The organism is Coprococcus sp. AF51-11b1 (assembly GCF_027682785.1).
GTDB classification, from domain to species: domain Bacteria; phylum Bacillota; class Clostridia; order Lachnospirales; family Lachnospiraceae; genus Allocoprococcus; species Allocoprococcus comes.
In genome coordinates, this window is the sequence record NZ_JAQCZB010000009.1 from 64,030 (window position 1) to 83,890 (window position 19,861).

The 19,861-nt window shown below is 38.3% G+C and carries 14 protein-coding genes; 1 reads left to right on the forward strand and 13 read right to left on the reverse strand.

Annotated elements, in window-relative coordinates:
* Positions 1-10: 10 nt before the first annotated feature.
* The 6 genes from PGY05_RS09930 to PGY05_RS09955 all read right to left on the reverse strand — a co-directional run bounded on the left by PGY05_RS09930 (position 11) and on the right by PGY05_RS09955 (position 6,685).
* Positions 11-1,954, reverse strand: coding sequence for a non-ribosomal peptide synthetase (locus PGY05_RS09930; RefSeq protein WP_270475793.1), 1,944 nt, complete (start codon positions 1,952-1,954; stop codon positions 11-13).
* A gap of 5 nt (positions 1,955-1,959) precedes the next feature.
* Positions 1,960-2,676: a thioesterase II family protein gene (locus PGY05_RS09935; protein WP_270475794.1), complete on the reverse strand. Its 717-nt coding sequence runs from the start codon at positions 2,674-2,676 to the stop codon at positions 1,960-1,962.
* Between the two features lie 63 nt (positions 2,677-2,739).
* Complete coding sequence (epsC, locus tag PGY05_RS09940) at positions 2,740-3,486, reverse strand: serine O-acetyltransferase EpsC (RefSeq protein WP_270475796.1); 747 nt, start codon at positions 3,484-3,486, stop codon at positions 2,740-2,742.
* A gap of 30 nt (positions 3,487-3,516) precedes the next feature.
* Positions 3,517-5,004, reverse strand: coding sequence for an acyl-CoA carboxylase subunit beta (locus PGY05_RS09945; protein ID WP_270475797.1), 1,488 nt, complete (start codon positions 5,002-5,004; stop codon positions 3,517-3,519).
* Between the two features lie 164 nt (positions 5,005-5,168).
* A complete protein-coding gene (locus PGY05_RS09950) occupies positions 5,169-5,942 on the reverse strand; it encodes a LytR/AlgR family response regulator transcription factor (RefSeq protein WP_270475798.1) in 774 nt (257 codons plus the stop codon).
* A gap of 59 nt (positions 5,943-6,001) precedes the next feature.
* Complete coding sequence (locus tag PGY05_RS09955; protein WP_270475799.1) at positions 6,002-6,685, reverse strand: 4'-phosphopantetheinyl transferase family protein; 684 nt, start codon at positions 6,683-6,685, stop codon at positions 6,002-6,004.
* Between the two features lie 118 nt (positions 6,686-6,803).
* On the opposite strand from PGY05_RS09955, the gene PGY05_RS09960 reads away from it, so the two are divergent.
* Positions 6,804-7,112 (forward strand): helix-turn-helix domain-containing protein, encoded by a 309-nt coding sequence (locus PGY05_RS09960; protein WP_270475800.1) that lies wholly within the window; start codon positions 6,804-6,806, stop codon positions 7,110-7,112.
* 385 nt (positions 7,113-7,497) lie between these two features.
* Here the strand turns inward: PGY05_RS09960 and srtB are convergent, their stop codons facing one another.
* From srtB to PGY05_RS09995, 7 genes are all read right to left on the reverse strand, one after another.
* Complete coding sequence (gene srtB, locus PGY05_RS09965) at positions 7,498-8,184, reverse strand: class B sortase (protein WP_270475801.1); 687 nt, start codon at positions 8,182-8,184, stop codon at positions 7,498-7,500.
* A 91-nt stretch (positions 8,185-8,275) separates the two neighbouring features.
* Positions 8,276-13,372, reverse strand: a complete 5,097-nt coding sequence (locus PGY05_RS09970; RefSeq protein WP_270475802.1) for a SpaA isopeptide-forming pilin-related protein — start codon at positions 13,370-13,372, stop codon at positions 8,276-8,278.
* A 190-nt stretch (positions 13,373-13,562) separates the two neighbouring features.
* Positions 13,563-15,254 (reverse strand): AAA family ATPase, encoded by a 1,692-nt coding sequence (locus PGY05_RS09975; RefSeq protein WP_117500907.1) that lies wholly within the window; start codon positions 15,252-15,254, stop codon positions 13,563-13,565.
* A 71-nt stretch (positions 15,255-15,325) separates the two neighbouring features.
* Positions 15,326-16,594, reverse strand: coding sequence for a hypothetical protein (locus PGY05_RS09980; RefSeq protein WP_243246758.1), 1,269 nt, complete (start codon positions 16,592-16,594; stop codon positions 15,326-15,328).
* A complete protein-coding gene (locus PGY05_RS09985) occupies positions 16,594-17,709 on the reverse strand; it encodes an ERF family protein (protein WP_195518848.1) in 1,116 nt (371 codons plus the stop codon). Before PGY05_RS09985 ends, PGY05_RS09980 begins: the two co-directional genes overlap by 1 nt.
* Positions 17,710-17,738: 29 nt before the next feature.
* On the reverse strand, positions 17,739-18,728 hold the full coding sequence (locus PGY05_RS09990) for a hypothetical protein (RefSeq protein WP_118622848.1): 990 nt from the start codon (positions 18,726-18,728) through the stop codon (positions 17,739-17,741).
* Positions 18,725-19,840 carry a hypothetical protein gene (locus tag PGY05_RS09995; RefSeq protein WP_195518846.1) on the reverse strand — a complete coding sequence of 372 codons (1,116 nt, stop codon included), beginning with the start codon at positions 19,838-19,840 and terminating at the stop codon, positions 18,725-18,727. The genes PGY05_RS09990 and PGY05_RS09995 overlap by 4 nt, the downstream gene beginning before the upstream one ends.
* Positions 19,841-19,861: the final 21 nt, after the last annotated feature.

Here is a 19,861-nt window from a genome sequence, read left to right on the forward strand (position 1 = left end):
TGTTACTCCTTTATTTATTGATCCTATCCACTATTAATTCTGATAATTCCTTTACTGTAGGTGCTTCAAAAATATCAATAGCAGAAACACTGTCAGGGTACTTTTCTTCAATTTTTGTTGTTAATAAGATTAGGAGACTAGAACTTCCACCTAAATCAAAAAAATTATCATCGCTCTTGATATTGGCATTATTTAAAACGTTTTTCCAAATATTTAAAATACTCGATTCTACATCTGCTTCATCTAAATCGCTGCTATCTTTCTTGATATTATACAGTCCTAGCAAATCATCATACTCTCCAGCCAGAAATTGTTTTTCCATTTTTAACCGCTGAATTTTTCCGCTTTGCGTTTTTTCTAGTTTCTTAACTGGAATTACCATTTCCACATATAGTCCCAAACTATCGGTAACTCTATTTAATATTTTTGATGAAAGGATAGAAAATTCATCAAAACTATATTCTGAGGATTCTAAAAAGAAATATATTTTATCTGTTTGAATATCATCACTAAAAATTCCGCAACAAGCTATTCTTCCAGCTAGCCGTTCATCCGCCTCTTCTACCACTCGCTCAATGTCCATTGGATAATAGTTTTGCCCATTAATAAAAATAATTTCTTTAGCCCTTCCTGTAATTATTACAGAATTTCCATCTCTGAAACACAAGTCGCCTGTATTAAACCACCCATCTCCTACAAACGATTCCTTTGTTGCAGAGGCGTTATTATAATACTCTTTTATTACATTCTCCCCTCTTACCTGCAAATATCCAATCGAAAAATCTGCAAGTATGTTGTTATTTTCATCACAAACTCTTACTTCACAATTATCTACAGGTTCTCCTACGCTCACGAAAGCAGTAGCATTTTTTTCAGTATTATCACACAAAACAACTTGTTTCCCAATATTCAAATACCTTCTGTCAACAAAATATTTCTTTAGTTCTTTCCCCACTTCAGGAATTGAAATAACAGAAGTAGCTTCGGAACAACCATATGCTGGATATATAACGTTTTTATGTAAACCATGTCTTTGCAAGGTGTCTACGAACTCTGTGCATAGTTTATAATTGATAGGCTCTGCTCCATTAAAAGCCACTCGAATATTTGATAAATCCCATTTTTCATTTTGCACTGTTTTATAATGCGTAAGTAAATATTTAAACCCGAAATTTGGAGCATAAATCATTGTTACTTTATATTCACTTGCCTTTCTCATCCATATTAAAGGATTACGAACAAATAATTGCTTTGGCATTAAATACTGATTTGTAGCGCAAAAGGTACCCACAACATGAACTGATATCAGCCCTAAATTATGACTTAATGGTGCCCAATTCAGCATTTTATCATTGTCCGTAACAGCCTCTCTTTTTGCTAATGCATTTACATGTGTTGATAAAGAAGTATACAGAATTGGAATTCCTTTCGGAACTCCAGTTGATCCAGATGAATACTGAATCAATGATATATAGTCATGATCATGTTTATTTATATCGAACGTTTCAGCAATAGTGTTACTAATAACTTTTTCATAAAAAATATGTCTGTTTTCAAGCAGCTTCATTTCCTCTTCATAATTCTTTTTATATTTAAGCAAAACATTAAAAGTCTCTTCATGAGCTAAATAAAATGGATTACTTAGGCTTTTCAAAATTCTAAAAATCTTTTCTACATTCTCATTGTTTTCGCCAATATCAATTGGAACAGCAGTAATGCTCCCCATTTGACAGGCCCAAAAAGTATAAATAAACTGCTCAATATTCTCTGTTTGAAACAACAACTCATTGCCCTTACAAATGCCATATTCATGGAACACTTTTAAATAACGTAATGCACTCTCATATACTAAGCTATACGGTATAAACTTTTCTTTACTTTCATCTTTGATAATAGTTATTCCTCTATTTTCCAGTCGTGTATTTTCTATAAACCTTTTCATTAAATCTTGCATCACTATTACTCCTTTTCAAACAATATTTTTTCAATAGTAAAAACTACATTTTCTTTATCACTATCAATAAAGAAGTGGTTTCCTTGGAAATTGAATAGCTTCATGTCTCTTTTAGTACACTCATTCCATGCCAAAAGACCTTCATAGGGTATATTATCTTGTATGCCATTAAATATACTAATGCTACAATCCAATAATAGATCGTTCCTTGCGCAAGAATACTCTTCAATTAACGTATAATCTTTTCTTAAAATGTCGATAAAAATAGTACCAAATTCTTTGTTTTCTAGAATTTCTCTCTTCCCTCCTCCTAACTTAAGTATTTCTGATATAAATTCATCCGTTGGTAATGTGTGAATTTGCTTTTCTTTATGATTGTAAAATGGGGCCCGATTAGCAGAAAAGAAAACATGCATTAAATTTTTTTCAAATTCAGTATTTCTAATTCTCCTGCAAATTTCATACACAATCCAGCTTCCCATGCTATGACCAAAAAAAGCAAATTTATCATTCCCCTTAACATTATTAATTATATAATTGTATCCTTCATCCGCCATTTCTCCAAAATTATTATATGGCTTATCAGTATACCGATCCCCTCGCCCAGAGAGTTGTACAGGTATAATCTCTATATTCTCTTGTAAATATTGTCGCCATGATAAATAGTAACTGGCAGAACCGCCTGCAAAAGGCCAACAAAATAACTTTATTTTCTCCGACATATTGTTTATTAACTCCTCTCATTATCGTTTTGTAAAATATTTTCACTGTATGATATTCTTAGTTCAATGAGCACCTATTATGCAATTCGCTTTTACTAATGAGTTGGCTTCAACGCTTTTGGCCACCCAAGCATTGCTCCCAATTATGCTGTTTTTTCCAACAATCGTATTTCCACCTAATATTGTTGCATTTGCATATATTGTCACGTTATCCTCAATTGTTGGATGCCTTTTCGTCTTAAAATCAACGCAGTCGCTTATATTCTTTCTGAACGAATAAGTACCCAAAGTTACTCCTTGATATATAGTCACATTGTTTCCTATAATAGTGGTTTCTCCAATTACAATTCCTGTACCGTGATCAATAAAAAGATTTTTTCCGATTTTAGCTCCTGGATGAATATCAATTCCTGTCATTGAATGTGACTCTTCACTTATTATTCGGGCTAGAATATTAAGTTTATTCAGGTACAAATAATGGGAGATTCTATGTAATATAATAGCTTTGATATAGGGATAACATAGAATGACCTCTTCTTTACAAGTAATTGCAGGATCACGTTCATGTACTTGTCCTATTTCATCTACTAAATCATAAAAGATAATCCTAAACTTTTCTTTTGCATCTCTATGGCAGAATGTTGGACTTTCATTAGTGGGAATAATTTCATTTAATTTTGTTAGCATCGAATTAAGGTCATATATCAATTCATCGAAAATTGTTTCCATATTTTTTGCATCAGATAATAACACTACTTTGTAACTCTGTAATATCTTATCTGCTAATTGTCTTGAAGGTATACTCCACATTTTCTCCTCCCATAATTAATAAAGCGGTTTCTACAACGGGATATTAGTGTGCTTTTTTATTATAGAATCTATAAATTCTTTCTTACTAATAGTCTTGAGTGCATCGGCAATTCTAATTACTGTTTCGTCCGGATCTACTTCAGCATCCACATATCCTTCAGCTAAGGCCATGTGAGAATTTATGTATCTATTATTATATTCCTTTATTTTGCTTTTCTTAAAAATGTCCTTTTCTTTCTCATCGCATATGCTCCGCAATTCCTTTTGATAAAGAATATCAATTGCCCCCTCTGCACCCATGACAGCAATTTCAGCATTAGGCCAGGAAAACACAAAATCAGTACCTAAATGCTTACTTCCCATAGCGATATATGCTCCGCCATACGCCTTTCTAAGAATAACTGTAATCTTTGGGATATGCGCTTCTGCATATGCTGTTACCAGTTTAGCTCCATGACGAATAATCCCCTTCTTTTCTTCGTTTTCACTTGGCATAAAACCTGGTGTATCAACTAATGTAATAATAGGAATGTTGTAGCAATCACAGTATCTAATGAAACGTGCAGCTTTTACACTTGAATCAGCATCTAGAACCCCGGCCTTTATCATTGGCTGGTTGGCAATTATTCCGACAGTCCCATTGTTTACTTTTCCCATGCCTACAATAATATTGGGAGCATATTGTTCCTGTATTTCTATAAAAGATCCCTCATCACATATTTCATATATAATTTTTTTTACATCATATGGTAATCTTTTATTTTGTGGAACCAATCCCTTAATATTTTTGTTTTTCTTAAGATTACTGTTTAATTCAAACTTATATGTACATTCATTATTATGAGGAATTAATTTCAATAACTTCCTTATTGCATCATAGCATTCGACTTCTGAATTCATCACAAAATGAGCAACACCTGATTCCTTCCCATGAACGTTAACTCCCCCTAGTTCCTCGGAAGAAATAACTTTTCCAGTAGATTCCTTTAAGACTTGTGGGCCTGTAACAAACATTTTGGAGATATCTTTAATAACATAAATAAAATCTGTAAGAGCTGGAGAATATACCGCCCCTCCTGCACAAGTCCCAGCAATTACTGAAATCTGTGGAATATATCCTGAAGCTAAAACCTGATAGTAGAATATTTCACCATACCCCTTCAACGAATTTACGCCTTCCTGAATGCGTGCACCTCCAGAATCATTAATTCCGATAATAGGGCATTTATCAAGTATAGCTCTTTTTAAAATATTTACTATTTTTCTTCCATGTTTACTTCCTAAAGTTCCTCCATTAATAGTAAAATCCTGAGAATAAATATATACTCTTTTCCCGTTGATTTCCCCTACACCTGTTATAACTCCATCGTACGGAATATTTATCTCCTTCCAGTCGCCCTTTTTACCGCTTACCGCTTGTCCAAGTTCGAAAAAGGTATTTTCATCTAATAGCCGTTTTATTCTTTCAATGGCATGCAGTTTTCCTTTTTGATGTTGCTTTTCAAATTGATAGTCCATAGTATCACCTCATATGTATTATATCACTCATTGAATAATTTTCATTCATCATGTAATTATTCTCAGCAAAATGTAACTTTTATCTTCTATATACTTACACTTTATTTGATAATAAAAAAGCGCTATCGTACTAATACTATGCTTAGTGCGATAACGCTTTTTTATTATTTACTTTGTCTGGGTATATTACATTTTTCTAATTGCTCTATTGTAGATTTTTTCCTCTTTCTGCTTATTCCTAAAATAGTTCCATCAATAAGTTCCACAATTTCTTCTGTAAAGTATTTCACATAAAGTACATTAATTAGGAAAGATTGATGTATTCTACAAAATAAATTGGATAATACCAATACTTCTGACTCTACTTTATTTAAAGATTTATAGCATGAGTATATTTTGTTAATTTTATTGTTTGTTATTATATATGTAATTCTTTTGTCGCTTTGAAAATATATTATTTCATTTAACAATATTTTATATTGAATCCTATTATACTGGAAATTATACACCTTAGATATAATAGGAAATTTGGATAATGCCTCATAGAAATATTTATCAAACATTACTTCGTTAAGTGGCTTAACTAGTAATCTAAATACTTCTAATTCTATTAATTCTTGAGCATGACCATCATCGGCAGCAATTGCTATTAATATTTTCTTTTGCTTAGATTTATTATGAGCTGCAACTGCTCTAGCAATGTCTTCTTCACTTTTTAAATCAAGAAAAATAATATCGCATTCATTTATATTGTTTCTTATTAAGTCTTTTAAGGAGAATATATTTATTTGAATGGTAATTCCTGACATTTTTCGTTTTTTACAAACCATTCGTTCAATAAAATTTTCTGTTTCGGTACTGCCATTGCATATCCCTATCTTCAAATTTAACATATTATCTTGCATTTTATAATACTCTAAATAACTAAAATCATACATAATTAACTGTTTCTGATTTTCCTATGAACCACATTCATTTGTGTCCAATCAAGGATTTTTTAATCAAAGACATGCAATATATCATTTATTTTAACTCTTCTTATATCCATTTCATCATTGTATTCACTGCATTCAGCTACAATATAATTTTCTAATTCTTCTGAAATTTTTAAATAAACATGATTATGTTTGAAAGGTGTTTTCAATGTGCACTTACCATTGCTGTCAAAATTAACGCTAAATGAATTCAGCGGAATGTTTAGACCCTTACCAATATACTTTATGTAACTTTCTTTCAATGTCCATATTTGCATAAATCTTCTATATGACAGTTCTGGGAACTCTATAATATAAGTATATTCATCATTACAAAATTGTACTCTTGCAATGTCGAGATCAATGTGTCTAATGTTTTCCAAATCTACTCCAATCTCGTGATTGCTCCACGCACATATAATCCAGTCACATGAATGAGAAATATTAAAATACAAGTCATTGCTATTTTTTATATATGGCTTACCATATTGATTATATTCCATCTCAATCTTACGATTTGATGTATTATAATTCAGCCTCAAATAGTATCTAACTAAAAGTTCAGCTCCAACAGTCCTTTTGGCATCTTCAACAAAATAAAATTTATCAGCTCGTTTTCTGCATTCTTTTGATACAAATTGTTTTAAATATTCATATTTGTTCCATTCTCCAAATTCATTTACATTTATCATATATATTTTAGCCATTATAAATTCCTCTCTATCCAGCTGGTTATCCTAAGATACATTCCTCTTAATATAATCCCTACCTAATGCATTTTGCAATACGAGATGAACAAATTACTAGATACTGAGACAATCAATCATGTATATATATTTCAAACATAAACTTCTTACTTTATGCATCTTTCAAATTGTATTTATAATAATAAATCAAGAAAAAACAGAAATCAAAAAGAATTTGGGAGAAGTCTTAAAAGAACACCGTGTAGCCTGTAAAATGACACAAGAATTTGTTGCAGAGAGGATTGGGGTTAGCAGGCAAGCAGTTTCAAAATGGGAAAGTGGTATTTCTAATCCAAGCACATCTAATTTGATTGCACTTGCAAAATTATTTGGTACCTCTGTTGAAGCCTTACTTGCAGAGGTTAACAACCAGAAGAAAACAAACTGAATGAGGAACTATCAGCTAAATCATAATATTTTATGAGAGCCAGACGCATAGCCGATAACCCGCAAGCCTTTTTGGCGCGGATTATCGGCTCTTGTTTTTTATGATGGCAATCAAAAAAGAGCGGCAGTTAAAAATATATACGACGACTTTATAAAAAACGGGGATGTGAAAAAACTCGATTGAGTTTTTTCGCATCCCTCTTTTTGCTTATCCATATTCAGCCTTTTCTACATTACCAGATTTCAAATACACGATCATCGTTACAATAATTTCCCTGAATCAATCAACGCCCAGAATATTTCATCTTTCTATTTGTCTTCTATTTTCCTTCCAAGACAGTTCTTTTTAATTTACTGCTACAGTTTTAATCTTCTGTTCTATCTTTTCATCTAAATTGAACTTCCTCCATTCTGCACCTTAAAATCAACCTTGTATCGGAAAAAGAACTACAGGTAGACAGTATGATTTCTTCCGGCCAGTCACAGGTCATATTGTATTCCAAAGCATATGCTTTATCTCTCATGGATACTCTTTCACATGCTACAATTTCCAACTGCAGGGTTTTCTCCGGCAAATACAGGTATGCAGTCCCAGATTCTTTCCGAAATGCGTTGTCCTGATACTTTTTCAGATTACTGAACATACTGCCGTCTTTCATATTGTGCCCGTATATGATCACACGTTGCTCTGTAAAATCTGCACGATTCCGATAATCTAAAAAGATACTTCCTGCCTTATTTGCTTCTTTTCGGAACGTATGATGCAGATAATACTCGTTATCCTCTCCCTGTACTACCGGATAATCCACACCAATCCCTGAAATCTGTATCCAGGCAACAATATCCTCATTGATTTTGCGAAGCTCCGCAAAATCAATCGTCTTCTCTTCTGCTTCACTTTCTGTCGGATCATCCTGCTGCCCGTTCGGTTCTTCTTCTGTGTATTCCTTAAGTTCCTCATACTCTTTCTGTCCGTCATAATATTCCTTTCCTATTTCCACAAGGTTCATGGCTGCAATTCCAAAAAACACAATGCAGAGCACCAAAATAATTTTTTCTCCAATATGTCGCATATTCTTTCCTCCAATAAAAAAAGAGATTGCCACCTCAAATTCCAAGTGACAATCTCCATCATTACATGTTACATTCTACGATTATTATATTCTATCTTTTCCGTCTTCGGATACGGATTACTATAAAGAAAGCACCAAGTAAAGCAGCACTCATAATTACAACCGGAATCCATGCTCTTGTATCGTCCCCGGTCTTCGGTGCATCCGGCGGCGGAGTTCCTAGTTTTCTAGTATTTTCAACCTCTTCTGTTACTTCAATGATTTTGGTTTCATCATCCTGATATTCAAATACCACTTCCACCTCTTCTGTATTCGCTTCATAGCCTTCTATCGGTTTCGTTTCCACAAGAACATATACAATCGGTTCTACATATTTGCCCTCTTCATAAACTGCAATCGGCAGTTCTTCACTCTTTGCAGTTCCATCCTCGCCGGTCACCAGTGTTCCAACTACTTCCCCAGTAGCTTTATTGCGAAGTTCAAATTCTACGCCTGCAAGCGGTGCTTTATTTTCCGCATCTGCCTTCTGAATCAGGAGCTGACCGGATGGACGTTCATCTTTCATCTCTACTTTCTGAATTTCCCCTGTTTCTTCGACAACGAAAGGAACATCGGATACAACAAGATATCCTTCCGGGGCTGCCTCTTCATGCAGGATGTATTCGCCCGGTTCTAACGCATACACTTTATGCGGTTCTTTTGTGGAAACCCATTCTTCCACTATTTCCCCGTCCTTATTAAGGATTTGAAGTTTTGCCCCTTCCACGTCCTTTTCATCTGTGATGTCAGTTTTTGTAATTTCTACAACTGTCGGCTGATTTTCAATTTCTTTTGCAAGGGAAATCACCTCCAGCTCCGGATTCTGATAGGTTGCGTCAAAGGACCATGTTTCTTCTGTTTTCAGATACCCCGGTGCTGCTTCCAACTCTTTCACCATATATTTTCCATGCGGAAGGTCAATGTCAAATCGGAGGGTTCCATCTTCTGCCGATTCTGCTTTCGCAAGAAATTCTCCTGCCTTTACAATCACTTCCCCTGTGAGGTCTAAAATATCTTCCTCTGCATACAGCCCAAATACGGCACCCTGTACCGGTTCTTTCGTTTCCTTAGATTGTTTGGTAAGGACAAGTTCTATTTTCTGGCGTTTATTTTCAAGTTCCATAGAAACATAATCTACCGCTACTTCCTGTCCCTGATATTTGATTTCAAATTCTTTTGCTTCAGGATCCAGAACAAAATGATGATTTCCAACATCCGTTTCCTTCAGATAATAGGAACCAATCGGAAGATTATGGAGTGATACGCTGCCATCTTCTCCGGTCACAAGTTCCGCCACAAGCCCGTCTTTTTCATACAATACTTTCCGGTTACCTGCTTCATCTTTCTGTCCGTCCGGTGTATAAATGGTCTCCTTTGCATAAACTTCAAAGGTCACTCCCTCTGCCCCTTTGTTCTCATACTGGAACATATAGCCGCTGTCTTCTTCTATAACTTCCTCTTTGCCGAAAAATTCAATGATAGAATTTATTGTGCCTGCTATGCCATTTTTCATTTTTGTAAGAAGGGAATCTTCCACATTCTTAGCACCCACAATATCTTCTCCTGTTTTCTTGATGGTCAGACTGCCTACCGCTTCATCGTTTTGCTGGCGTACTACGACAATATATTTTCCGGTTTCTTCCTCTACTTCATAAGCTGTTTCGGAATTCACAGTGATCGTAATGAAATCGCGTTTTGCATCTTCATAAGCGCCTGTCTGTGACAACTGGTTTAATGGAATATCGCTCTCTCCGTCTTTCAACGCCATTTCATACCCTGGCTGTACATATAAATCAGGAGCTTTTACTTCTTCTATGCGGTAAGTTCCCATCTTTAGCTGCTCCGGTGTCATAAGATAACCTTCGTCATTCGTTTCAAATACATCCAGTTCCTTTTCTTCCGGATAGCGCACCTTCATTGTCACATATTCTTTCTTTTTCACATCATAGATTTTATATTGTGCGTGATTATTTAATACCGGAAGATGTGTCTGTGCATCTTCCTTGATAATCTTAAGGAAAAACTGGATTGGTCTATCATCAAAAACACGCCATGGCTGCGGTTCCCTGCTATCTTCGGAAATGGTTACAAGGAATGGATTGATGGTCTGGAGATTTTCTGGAGTTGTAGATTCAAAAACCACATATTTTCCATATGGAAGTTCTGGAGAACGTACAAATCCTTTCTTGTCTGTAAACAGTTCTTCCACCGAAACTTTCTTACCATTCTCGTAATAATGTGCCGTTTCATCTTCTGAATAGTCATATCCGATAAAATCCTCTGCTCTGAAAGCATTTCCTTCCGATGGTTTCAGGCTTCCATCTTTCACACCTTTTAAATCCTGAATAAGGAATACCTTAAATCCGGCTCCTTCCAACAACTCCGTTTCTGTCTGGTTGCCATCCTCAGAAATCTTAATTAATTCAAAAGCCTGTTTTTTTACCGTTTCTTTTACCGTTACATTCCGGTGTACAATAGCAACCTCCTGTCCTTCATAGCCAACTTCTACCGGATATGCTGTTTCATCCAGCAGGTATCCTTCTCCCGGCGAAATTTCTTTTACATAATAATTCCCCAGATACAGGTTGGTAAAGTCCGCCTTTCCGTCTTGAATGGTATCCTGGGCTACCAGCTCGTCCTTTTTATGGACATCTTCTGACTTCCCGTTCGGATGCCGGATATCTTCTGCTGCATACAGTCCATATACAGCGCCATCCAGATTAGCATCTCCCTGGCTGATATATTCTTCCGCATCTTTGTCTATCTTGAAGACATGGACTTCCCCACGCACTTCTTTATTGGAAAATGTGTGTGTAAATTCGTAAGTATACGTTGTGTCGTTCTCATACTCAAACAGGAAGTCATAACGGTCCGTACTCATATAATAAAATTCCGGTGCCTGAATCTCTTTCAGATAGTAACAGAAATTAATCGGAATATCCGCTTGGAACGCTGCCACTCCGTCTTTATCAGATGTAACGCTCTCGATTAAGGTATCTTTCTTCACAACAACGGCTCCGGCTGCATTGGTAATGTCTTCCCCTGCATACAGTCCGAATACAGCGCCCTCTAAAGTCACCTTGTCATTTTCAGACTGTTTCACTGCCTGCACCTTTACTCCCGGCCTGGCATTCACATAAGCAGCTTCCTCCTGCACCAGTTCTACCGTCTGTCCGGCATAAGAAAGGGTGACAAATTGTGTACGGTCTGCCTCAGTCTTTCCAATGGTAAGGTCTGCCGGTGCTTTCTGTTCCACAATCTTATACTTTCCTAAGTGCAGCTCCTTACTTGTGATGCTTCCGTCTGCCTTTGTTGTCAGCTTGTCCACCAGCTCGCCGGACTGATAGATCGGTGTCTTCTGATCCTGGCTTACAATGTTTTCTGCTGCGTAGATAAAATAACTTGCCTCTCCAAACGGTGCAGACTGATACTGGAACGTAAGATGCCCTTCTTTTCCGGATACGGAAGAAAGCACCTCACCGCTCTTTCGGATTGTGATTTTTCCTTTCTGCTCCTCATTTGTCACCGTCTGGCTCTGGGTTTTCCCTGCCTCCAGTTTCACATTGAAAGATGAAGTATTCAGCTTATATCCCTGGGGAACAGAAATCTCTTTTAAATATACCGTATCCTGTGTCTTCGGGATCTCTACCTGTGTTTCCCCCTTTTCATTGGTTGCCGGCATCTTGGTAATCAGTTTGGTACACTCTTTGTCACTGTAAATTCCAAAGACGGCACCGGCAAGGGCTGTGTTGGTCACGTTATCCTTTTTCATGACCTTGACTTTTGCATAATCCATCCATTTTACCTGAAAACTGACAGAATCACTTTCCTCTTCAAAAAATGTGCCATAGCCAATATCCTGCGTGGTTCCCCCCGTAGAAACAACTAAAGTTTTCCACTGTGTTCCCATCTGCCCTGCCAGGGAACCTGAATTCCAAGTTCCGGTTACTGTCATCGGGGCGCTGAAATAGAACTTTGTACCGCCAGTAATTTTCACACTGCCTGTTTGCGTGGCATCGCCGCTATGATAAGTCACATTCTCCGGCAGATTCAGCGTAATATAGTTTCTGTGATCGCCTTTTAAATGGAATTCTTTTGTACGCTGCTCCCCATTGCTTTCATATGCGGCAGCCGAAGTCGGAGAAAGATCAATTGCAGCTTTTGGAGGTGCCTCCAAACCATTTAAATACTGGATGTAATCCCATAATCCTGACGACTGGATGTTTTCAAATGTACAGCCATAAAAACCGTCTGTTCCGCAATATGCATAGGATGCCGCAATGTGTGTGAAGATATATTTCAGTTTCCAGTCAAACCCCGGCATATAACTGTCTGTAATATCTCCCGGTCCTCCATATCCATAATAGAGGACTTTCTGTAAAGCCAGATTGCTTTCAAATATGTTTGCAACATAATCACTGGATGGCGGTGAAGTCTTTGCCGATTCCAGACAATATGCTACATGCCCATTTACCGTAAAATAGGTTGTAGAATAATTCCCCAAACTAGATGGATACGGAAGTCTTTCCCCCACTACCAGATTGGCGTTGATCGACCTGTTTTTTGCCATGCTTTCCGGCACAACTGATAAAAAAGCAGCATTATCCGGAGATACATCCAGTTTCAAATGCTCTGTGTTTTCCGGTACCTCCGGCGCCTCTGTCAGGACGGGTTCCGGCTCAGGATCACTTTCCTCCGTATCCTCTTTGTTCCCTTTCTGTCCATGATCTGCCCCTTTGCTCTCAGCCTCACGAGGCTTAACTACGATCTTACGTGTCACTTCATAACTATCACCTTTTTCCGGTGTAATCAGATAGGTACTCAGATAAGTGCCCGGACGGTCCGCAAAAAATCCTTGTCCATCTTCACTGACAACATCTTTCAATACAGCCTTTTCGCCCTTTTTCAAAGAAAGACCTGTAAAATCTTTTTCGATTTCAAATGTTTCTCCCTGCTCAATCGTCAGGGTTTCGGCGGTGATCTGTTCCTCTCCCTCATCGCCTTTTTCCTCCTTTGTTACATTTGTCTCTGATTCTGCTATTCTGCCTTTTGATGCCGCAAATACAGCATTCCCAGACGGAATAAGTGCAGAACAGGATAAAAGAAAAGCCAGCGTTCCCGCCAGCCATCTGTGTTTTCTATGTTTCAATTGCAACGCTCCTTTCCTGTTGGTTTTTGAGTGTGATTGTGTATTCTTATTTCCCCGAATCTTATGTAGGGCGTTCCCGTATGTGCATATGCCTCATCTCCTTTCCTCTGGCTCATAAATCAGGCCATAAAAAAACGGAACTGCACTCTTACAGTTCCGCTTTTTTATCACCTGATTGTTTTGGGACGTATCATGAATCTGCCAGTTTTACTTTGCATCGTTTCATATAACACGCAATCCCATATTTTAAAATTTTATCCACTCCGTTCTCCCGGAGTTCTTCATCATATTTCTTTTCCTCTATCTGCTGTAGTGCCTGTTCACAAGCCTGATCAAGATTTCCGTCATTGGCATACTTAACTTCGATAAGAATAACCGTTTCACTGTTTTCAGTTTCAACGAGAATATCGCTGTATCCTTCGCCACTTTCCTGATTGGACGATACGTACCATTCTTCCTTCACGCCCAGGATTCCAAGCAGTATCCCATGATAAAAGTTCTCCTTGCTTGCTTTTCTCACAAACGTATCCCGGATACTGATGGTCTTTTTCAGGTAGCTTTCAAAAATGTCTCCTACCTTCGTTTCCTCACCGTTTTTCAGGGCATCACAGAATCGGCTTAATGTATCGCCGTCCTTTGCAACGCTCTCTTTAAAGTATTCCATGATCTGTGTTTCAAAAATATCCCGGATTTCCAGATTCGGTATCGCAAGTTTATACCGTTTTGCATCAACCCTTCCACGCTGTGTTAAATATCCCGTCATAAACAACAGGCTCCAGACGTTCTCTAACGACTGATACATTTCCGGATAGACAAGCTCCTGATGAATCTCTTTTATGATTTCCTCTCCGGCAAGCAGAGTTTCAATCTCACGCTTGGTTTTAAAATTACCGGACATTTGAATGAATTTCTTGACGGCATCATTACTGCTGGTGTTGATCCAATAATTTTCCGGAAAAGAATCCGCATGGTCTTTTAATTTATCACAGTAATTCAATACATCCCAGGGGCAGTACACTTCCACGCTGCCAAACTGATACCCGTCATACCAGTTCTTTACTTCTTCATAATGATCCTCGATTTCATAATACTTCAGCATTTCTCTTACTTCCGTATCTGTAAAACCGAAATATTCATCATACCGTTCATCTGTAATGGACAATACTTTCAGGTTATTAAGCCCCGTAAAGATACTTTCTTTTGAAATACGCATGCATCCTGTCATCACTGCAAATTTCAAGCTGTCATTCGTTTTCAATGCCTGTTCCAATAAACTACGGATTAAAAAGATCATCTGATCATAATACCCGTTTTCAAATGCTTTTGCTAATGGAACATCATACTCATCAATCAAAAGAACTACTTTTGTTCCATAATGTTTCTCCAATAATTCCGATAATATTTTCAATCCACCGCAAAATGCAGCCTCACTCATATTATTATTCAAAAGTTCCTTATATTCTAACTTGTCATAATCACTTAAGGCATCACTCCCCAAAAGAAACTGAACATTACGGGCTACTTTTTTCATGATTCGAACTGCAAAATCAAATGCATCCTCATAAGTGGCGGCATTGATTCCTTTCAGGGAAATGGAAATAACCGGATATTTCCCCATATACTCTTTACACAATTTTGTATCTTTTGAAATTTCCAATCCCTCAAAGATACTTTGGTCTCTCTCTATGGAAAAAAAGTGTTCCAACATACTCATATTTAAGGTTTTCCCAAAGCGTCTTGGTCTGGTAAAAAGATTCACCATTCCACCGTTACGGATCAGTTCTGAAATCAGCCCCGTCTTATCCACATAATAATAGTTATCGTTAATAATCTGCTCAAAATTTTCCAATCCCACCGGAAGGCGTTTTTTTTCTTTAACCATATCATTCACACTCCTTCTCTATTAGTTATATTATAACAAAGATACGCCCAAAAACCTATACCTAACTTTTTTCATAATTCCCGTAATTCCCAGTCGTCAATGCCTTTGTAATTCTCCTCCCAGTAACCTTCGTCATCTGTATCCCAAACCGCACGCTTACAGATCAAACCCAGTTTTTCACAAATCTCATAGAGTTTCAGACATCCTTTCCGGATATGATCCCGTTTTTCTCTCTTCTTCGGACATTCATGACTGCTGCCCTCACAGTCTGCACAGGCTTCGCTGTAAGCGCGATCACAATGAAGACGTATACATTTGTCCATATCATTTGCTTCAATGACTACTTTTACTCCATGAGCTTTTAACCGGTTCAGCGCCAGTTCCAATTCTTTATAAGCGGACACACCCGGATTTCCGAGATAAGGATGTCCGGTTCTCTGGTAAGCTGCTTCTGCTTTCAAAACACCTTCCGTCACGTAAACCACCGGACTGTTCAGGACACCGGAAAAACTTACCGGACTTCCAGGAGAACATCCCTTTTCCATCTTCGCACTGCTGAGCCATACATATTTCCGTTTCTGATAAGGTACATCCAAACGGATCTGGAACGCAATGAGCAGTCCCTCATCACTCCACACCGGACAGAGATAGCCGTTATTCTTCTGATAAAAGGCAATTTCCCAGTCACCATGATAATTCATGAAAAAACCGGGCACGCCCTCCAGCCTGCAACCACGTTTCAGTAATTTTCTGGCGATTGCGACAGATTCTTCAGCACAGGTACTTTTATACCCCAAGGCTTCCATATTTGCAACTTCCGTTTCTGTAAGCCCCCTGCTTAACAAATCTTTTCTATGTTGAGGCGATAGCTGCAGCAAGGTTAGAAGTTCCCGGTACGTATGATCCCGTCGCTTATAATCTACAGGTTTTGCCAGGGACTCTTTCTGCTTCTTTTTCCGGCATTGAATTTCCAGTCTCTTTTCCATCTGTTCACCTGCACCCAAATCCAGCTTCTTCTGTATTTCATGGTAAGCTTTTTTATAACAGTCAGAACCATATAGCCCTGTCAATTCTACATATAGTGTAAGCATATTTCCTGCTGCATCACAATGGAAGCAATGATAGACGTTTGCCAGTTCGCCATCTTTGTATACAACAAAATTACACTTCCCCCTCCTGTCTCCGCAAAACGGGCAGACCACATTATAGGAAGCGTCATCACCGCCGGAAAGTCGCTCGATTCCTAAAAGGTTTCCCACATCTGTAATCGTAAATGATGTCATATCCTCTACCTCAAAAGAACATGGTCCCACAGGGGAACCATGTTCATACAAACTCATTATGCAGCCTTTAATTCTTCGGATTCACTTTGATAATCCAGAAGTGTTTTTGCCGCTTTTACCAGCTCTTTATTCGGACCTTTATACTTATTGGCAATCCATTTCAAAGTTTCAGTACCCTTGACTCCGGCTTCCAAAACCTGTTCCATCGTCTTGCCCTTAAACACGCCAAAGTCACACACGAATTTCTTTGCCGCCTCTACTTCGGAATCTGATGTTTCTTCTTCCAGTTCGCCTTGAAGTTCTTCCATAAAGTCAGCATCTTCTTCAAATGGAACTTCTTCTGCATTGACAGGAATAAATCCATCCGCATCCTCAGGTTTGTCCGCCAAAGCTGCCTCTTCTGTGTGCAGTTTTTCTCCTCCTTCAGATGTTGCAACTTCTTTCTTCTCCTCAGATTTCGTTACATGCTCTGCCTGCTTTTCCCAGACTGCCGTATCTTTCTCTGTCTTTTCCGTCACTCTAGTCACCGGAGTGTTCCCCAGCAGAGTTTTCATTTCCTTACTTTTCCCGGAGGATACCGCCGGATTCTTTTTGTCTTCTGCTGTCCCTTTCTTACTTTCTGAACTTTTTACCGCCTTATTTGTTTCCTTTTCTCTTTTGTGAGTTTCTTTCGCCGGCCTATCCGCAGCATTTGTGTCCTGTTCCACATCATGCTTTGTGTAATCAGGATCTTCCTGCTCGCTTCCAACCTGACGGATACAGAATTTATTGCGGAAATAGTATTTCAGTCCATAAGTCAATGCAGTACCATGTGCCTTATCCGGAATCTCGTTTGTTCCGGTAATATGGATTGTCGCATGTCTGCATTCCTCCGGCCGGTCCGCATTTGTCCAGCTAAGCTCTACGTCTGCTTCATATCTCCAAAAGTCATCTTTATCTAATACAAGATATGTCGGATGCCCCTCTTTGTCATACTGGGTAGGTATTTCACGCACAATATCAAAGTTCACGCCATATTTATTTAATGCCGGTGTCATTGCCTCGTAAATATCATCCAGTGTGGAAAAATCATACTCCGCCTCATCATTGTAAAATTTTTTTAAAAGAGTTGGCATTTTCCTTCTGATTCTTAACATTTTCTGTTCCAGATTTAAATATTGATAATTTTTCATTAATTCGTTTCCTCCTGTTTCTGCTAATTTTATGCTGTTTTCTTCTTTGTATCTTCATAAAGAAGCTCTCTGCCGCATGACACACTCTGTATATCTTCTATCCGGAATTCTGCTGCCTTTCCAAAGACACGATATAAAGCTCCCCTGTCTTTTGGGACAAGGCTCTTAACAGCGTAACATCCTTTGGGATTACATATATCCACCGCTCGCACATTTGTATGAATCACCTTCCCATTCCGACAAAGGACTATCTTTACTGTCCTGCTATTGTTTCCTTCAAGTGCCTGTATCAGACGTTTGATTTTATGGATACGGTCATTCGGAGTATTTAAAATTTCCCTGAATTCATCCCGCACGCAGCCGAAAAGAATTCGCTGCTGCGAAATATACGCAATATTCCGTTTGATCCACCGCTTTGCAATCTTTTCCACCACCTGCTCTCCATATTCCAAGAACAGCAAATACATGGTATCGGAAAAAGATGTCTCCAAAGAAATCTTCGGTACGAATTTGATATCAGCAAGATTCCTGCCCTGCAGATAATAGTTCTCTGCACGCTCTCTGATTTCACTACGGACCACCAGCGGAATCAAACTCTTGGTATCAAGCCCGGATTGAAATAGGAACTCCTGCCAATGCATTTCCAGTATTTCATCAGCTTTCTGGCTGGCTCGTTCCTCTGCTGCTCTCCTGATGTCTGTTCTACATGGAAAACCTATTTCTTCCGGAAGGCCAAGTAATACAGCAAGTTCCATATCCACGTCATACAGATTGTAATTTTTTCTGACAAACAATCCCGCAAATTTCAGATCATGCCCGGGCACAAGATTTTTTCCTGCCCCTTTCTGGAGATACAGATAGATAAAATTTCCCTGCCTCATTTTTACCACCGTATCGTTCTGGTGTTCCCATATATTGCTTTTCTCTGCTTCATTCAGCCATGCAAAAAAAGGTTTGGTATAAACTCCGGACAGCACCCATACAGGCAACATTTCAGATTCTGCCTTTTTCAGTTTCATAACGAAATCTCTCCCGGTATGTCATAGTCATGCCAGCGTACATTCATGCACCTTGCGATTTTTTCTTCCATTTTTACAAGATTGGATGGGCTGCTGCCGCTTTTCCTTGCAAAAAAAAGTGCCTCGCAAAGCCCGCAGTAAATTTCGTAAGCACTACATGGCTGTTCACCGAAGTTTGTCTTGAAACGTTCTACCGTCTCCGCAATCAGCTTTTTCCCAAAACTTTGTTTCTTCATGACTTCTGAGAGGGCATTCACCGGATACCGGATACGGATATCACACAGCTTTCCTATGTCCCTTAGTTTCTGTTTGTAATACTGGAAAATGGATTCCATATTTTCACTAAATTCTTCTAATCCCTGTTTATGCCGATGCTTTGTACGCAGCGCTTCCCCTAAGACAATCGTAAAGTCTCCATCTAAAATGGAATAGAAAATATTTGCTCCCGATGCTCCCACATCAGAACTCACAATGCGGATAAATGTCTGAAGGTTTCCAAAAGGTTTTTTCCCATGTTCCTCCATCAGATCTGCATAGGCTTTCGTCATCTTTTGATCGACAATCTTCCAAGTGATCTGTGCCATATTGTGGTCTGCATAACCATAAATAAACTCGCCATTACGATCACCACTGATATATGCTGACGCAACCATAAAGAGTTTCGGCATGGAGATAATCGCATAATCTGCTTCATCACCGGAGAGTACTCCCCTTACCTTACCTTCTGAGATCCGCAGAAGCGCATCCCCTTTCGCAACCTGCAGGCATTCATTAAGAATATCCGCCAGCACCGATTTTTTAACATCCATAAGTGCCGTACCCTTGATTCTTGCGCGGTCTTTCAGCGTACTGACTGCCGTTTTTCCCAAGGGATACATTCCTTCCGGAAACTGTAACAGTAATCCGGAATGCTTCTTTGTATCTGCCAGTAAGTCCTTCATATCGACACCTTCCATATCCGGCACAAGTACTTCATGGCCGGAAACTGTCAGGACGCTTAAGCTTCGTGACGGTGTACGGATCCATTTTGCCCTTTCATCAATTTCCTCCAGATACTCATGGAAACTTAATTCATCTTTAAATTCCTTTCCAAATTCATCATAATAATACATACTGCTCCTTTCTGAGATTCT

Coding starts and splice junctions, on each gene's coding strand:
- epsC (WP_270475796.1), bottom strand. CDS start 3,486: ATGTGGAGTATACCTTCAAGACAATTAGCAGATAAGATATTACAGAGT.
- PGY05_RS09990 (WP_118622848.1), bottom strand. CDS start 18,728: ATGAAACTGAAAAAGGCAGAATCTGAAATGTTGCCTGTATGGGTGCTG.
- PGY05_RS09930 (WP_270475793.1), bottom strand. CDS start 1,954: ATGCAAGATTTAATGAAAAGGTTTATAGAAAATACACGACTGGAAAAT.
- PGY05_RS09985 (WP_195518848.1), bottom strand. CDS start 17,709: ATGAAAAATTATCAATATTTAAATCTGGAACAGAAAATGTTAAGAATC.
- PGY05_RS09950 (WP_270475798.1), bottom strand. CDS start 5,942: ATGTATGATTTTAGTTATTTAGAGTATTATAAAATGCAAGATAATATG.
- PGY05_RS09995 (WP_195518846.1), bottom strand. CDS start 19,840: ATGTATTATTATGATGAATTTGGAAAGGAATTTAAAGATGAATTAAGT.
- PGY05_RS09980 (WP_243246758.1), bottom strand. CDS start 16,594: ATGAGTTTGTATGAACATGGTTCCCCTGTGGGACCATGTTCTTTTGAG.
- PGY05_RS09955 (WP_270475799.1), bottom strand. CDS start 6,685: ATGGCTAAAATATATATGATAAATGTAAATGAATTTGGAGAATGGAAC.
- PGY05_RS09945 (WP_270475797.1), bottom strand. CDS start 5,004: ATGGACTATCAATTTGAAAAGCAACATCAAAAAGGAAAACTGCATGCC.
- PGY05_RS09975 (WP_117500907.1), bottom strand. CDS start 15,254: ATGGTTAAAGAAAAAAAACGCCTTCCGGTGGGATTGGAAAATTTTGAG.
- PGY05_RS09960 (WP_270475800.1), top strand. CDS start 6,804: ATGTATATATATTTCAAACATAAACTTCTTACTTTATGCATCTTTCAA.
- srtB (WP_270475801.1), bottom strand. CDS start 8,184: ATGCGACATATTGGAGAAAAAATTATTTTGGTGCTCTGCATTGTGTTT.
- PGY05_RS09935 (WP_270475794.1), bottom strand. CDS start 2,676: ATGTCGGAGAAAATAAAGTTATTTTGTTGGCCTTTTGCAGGCGGTTCT.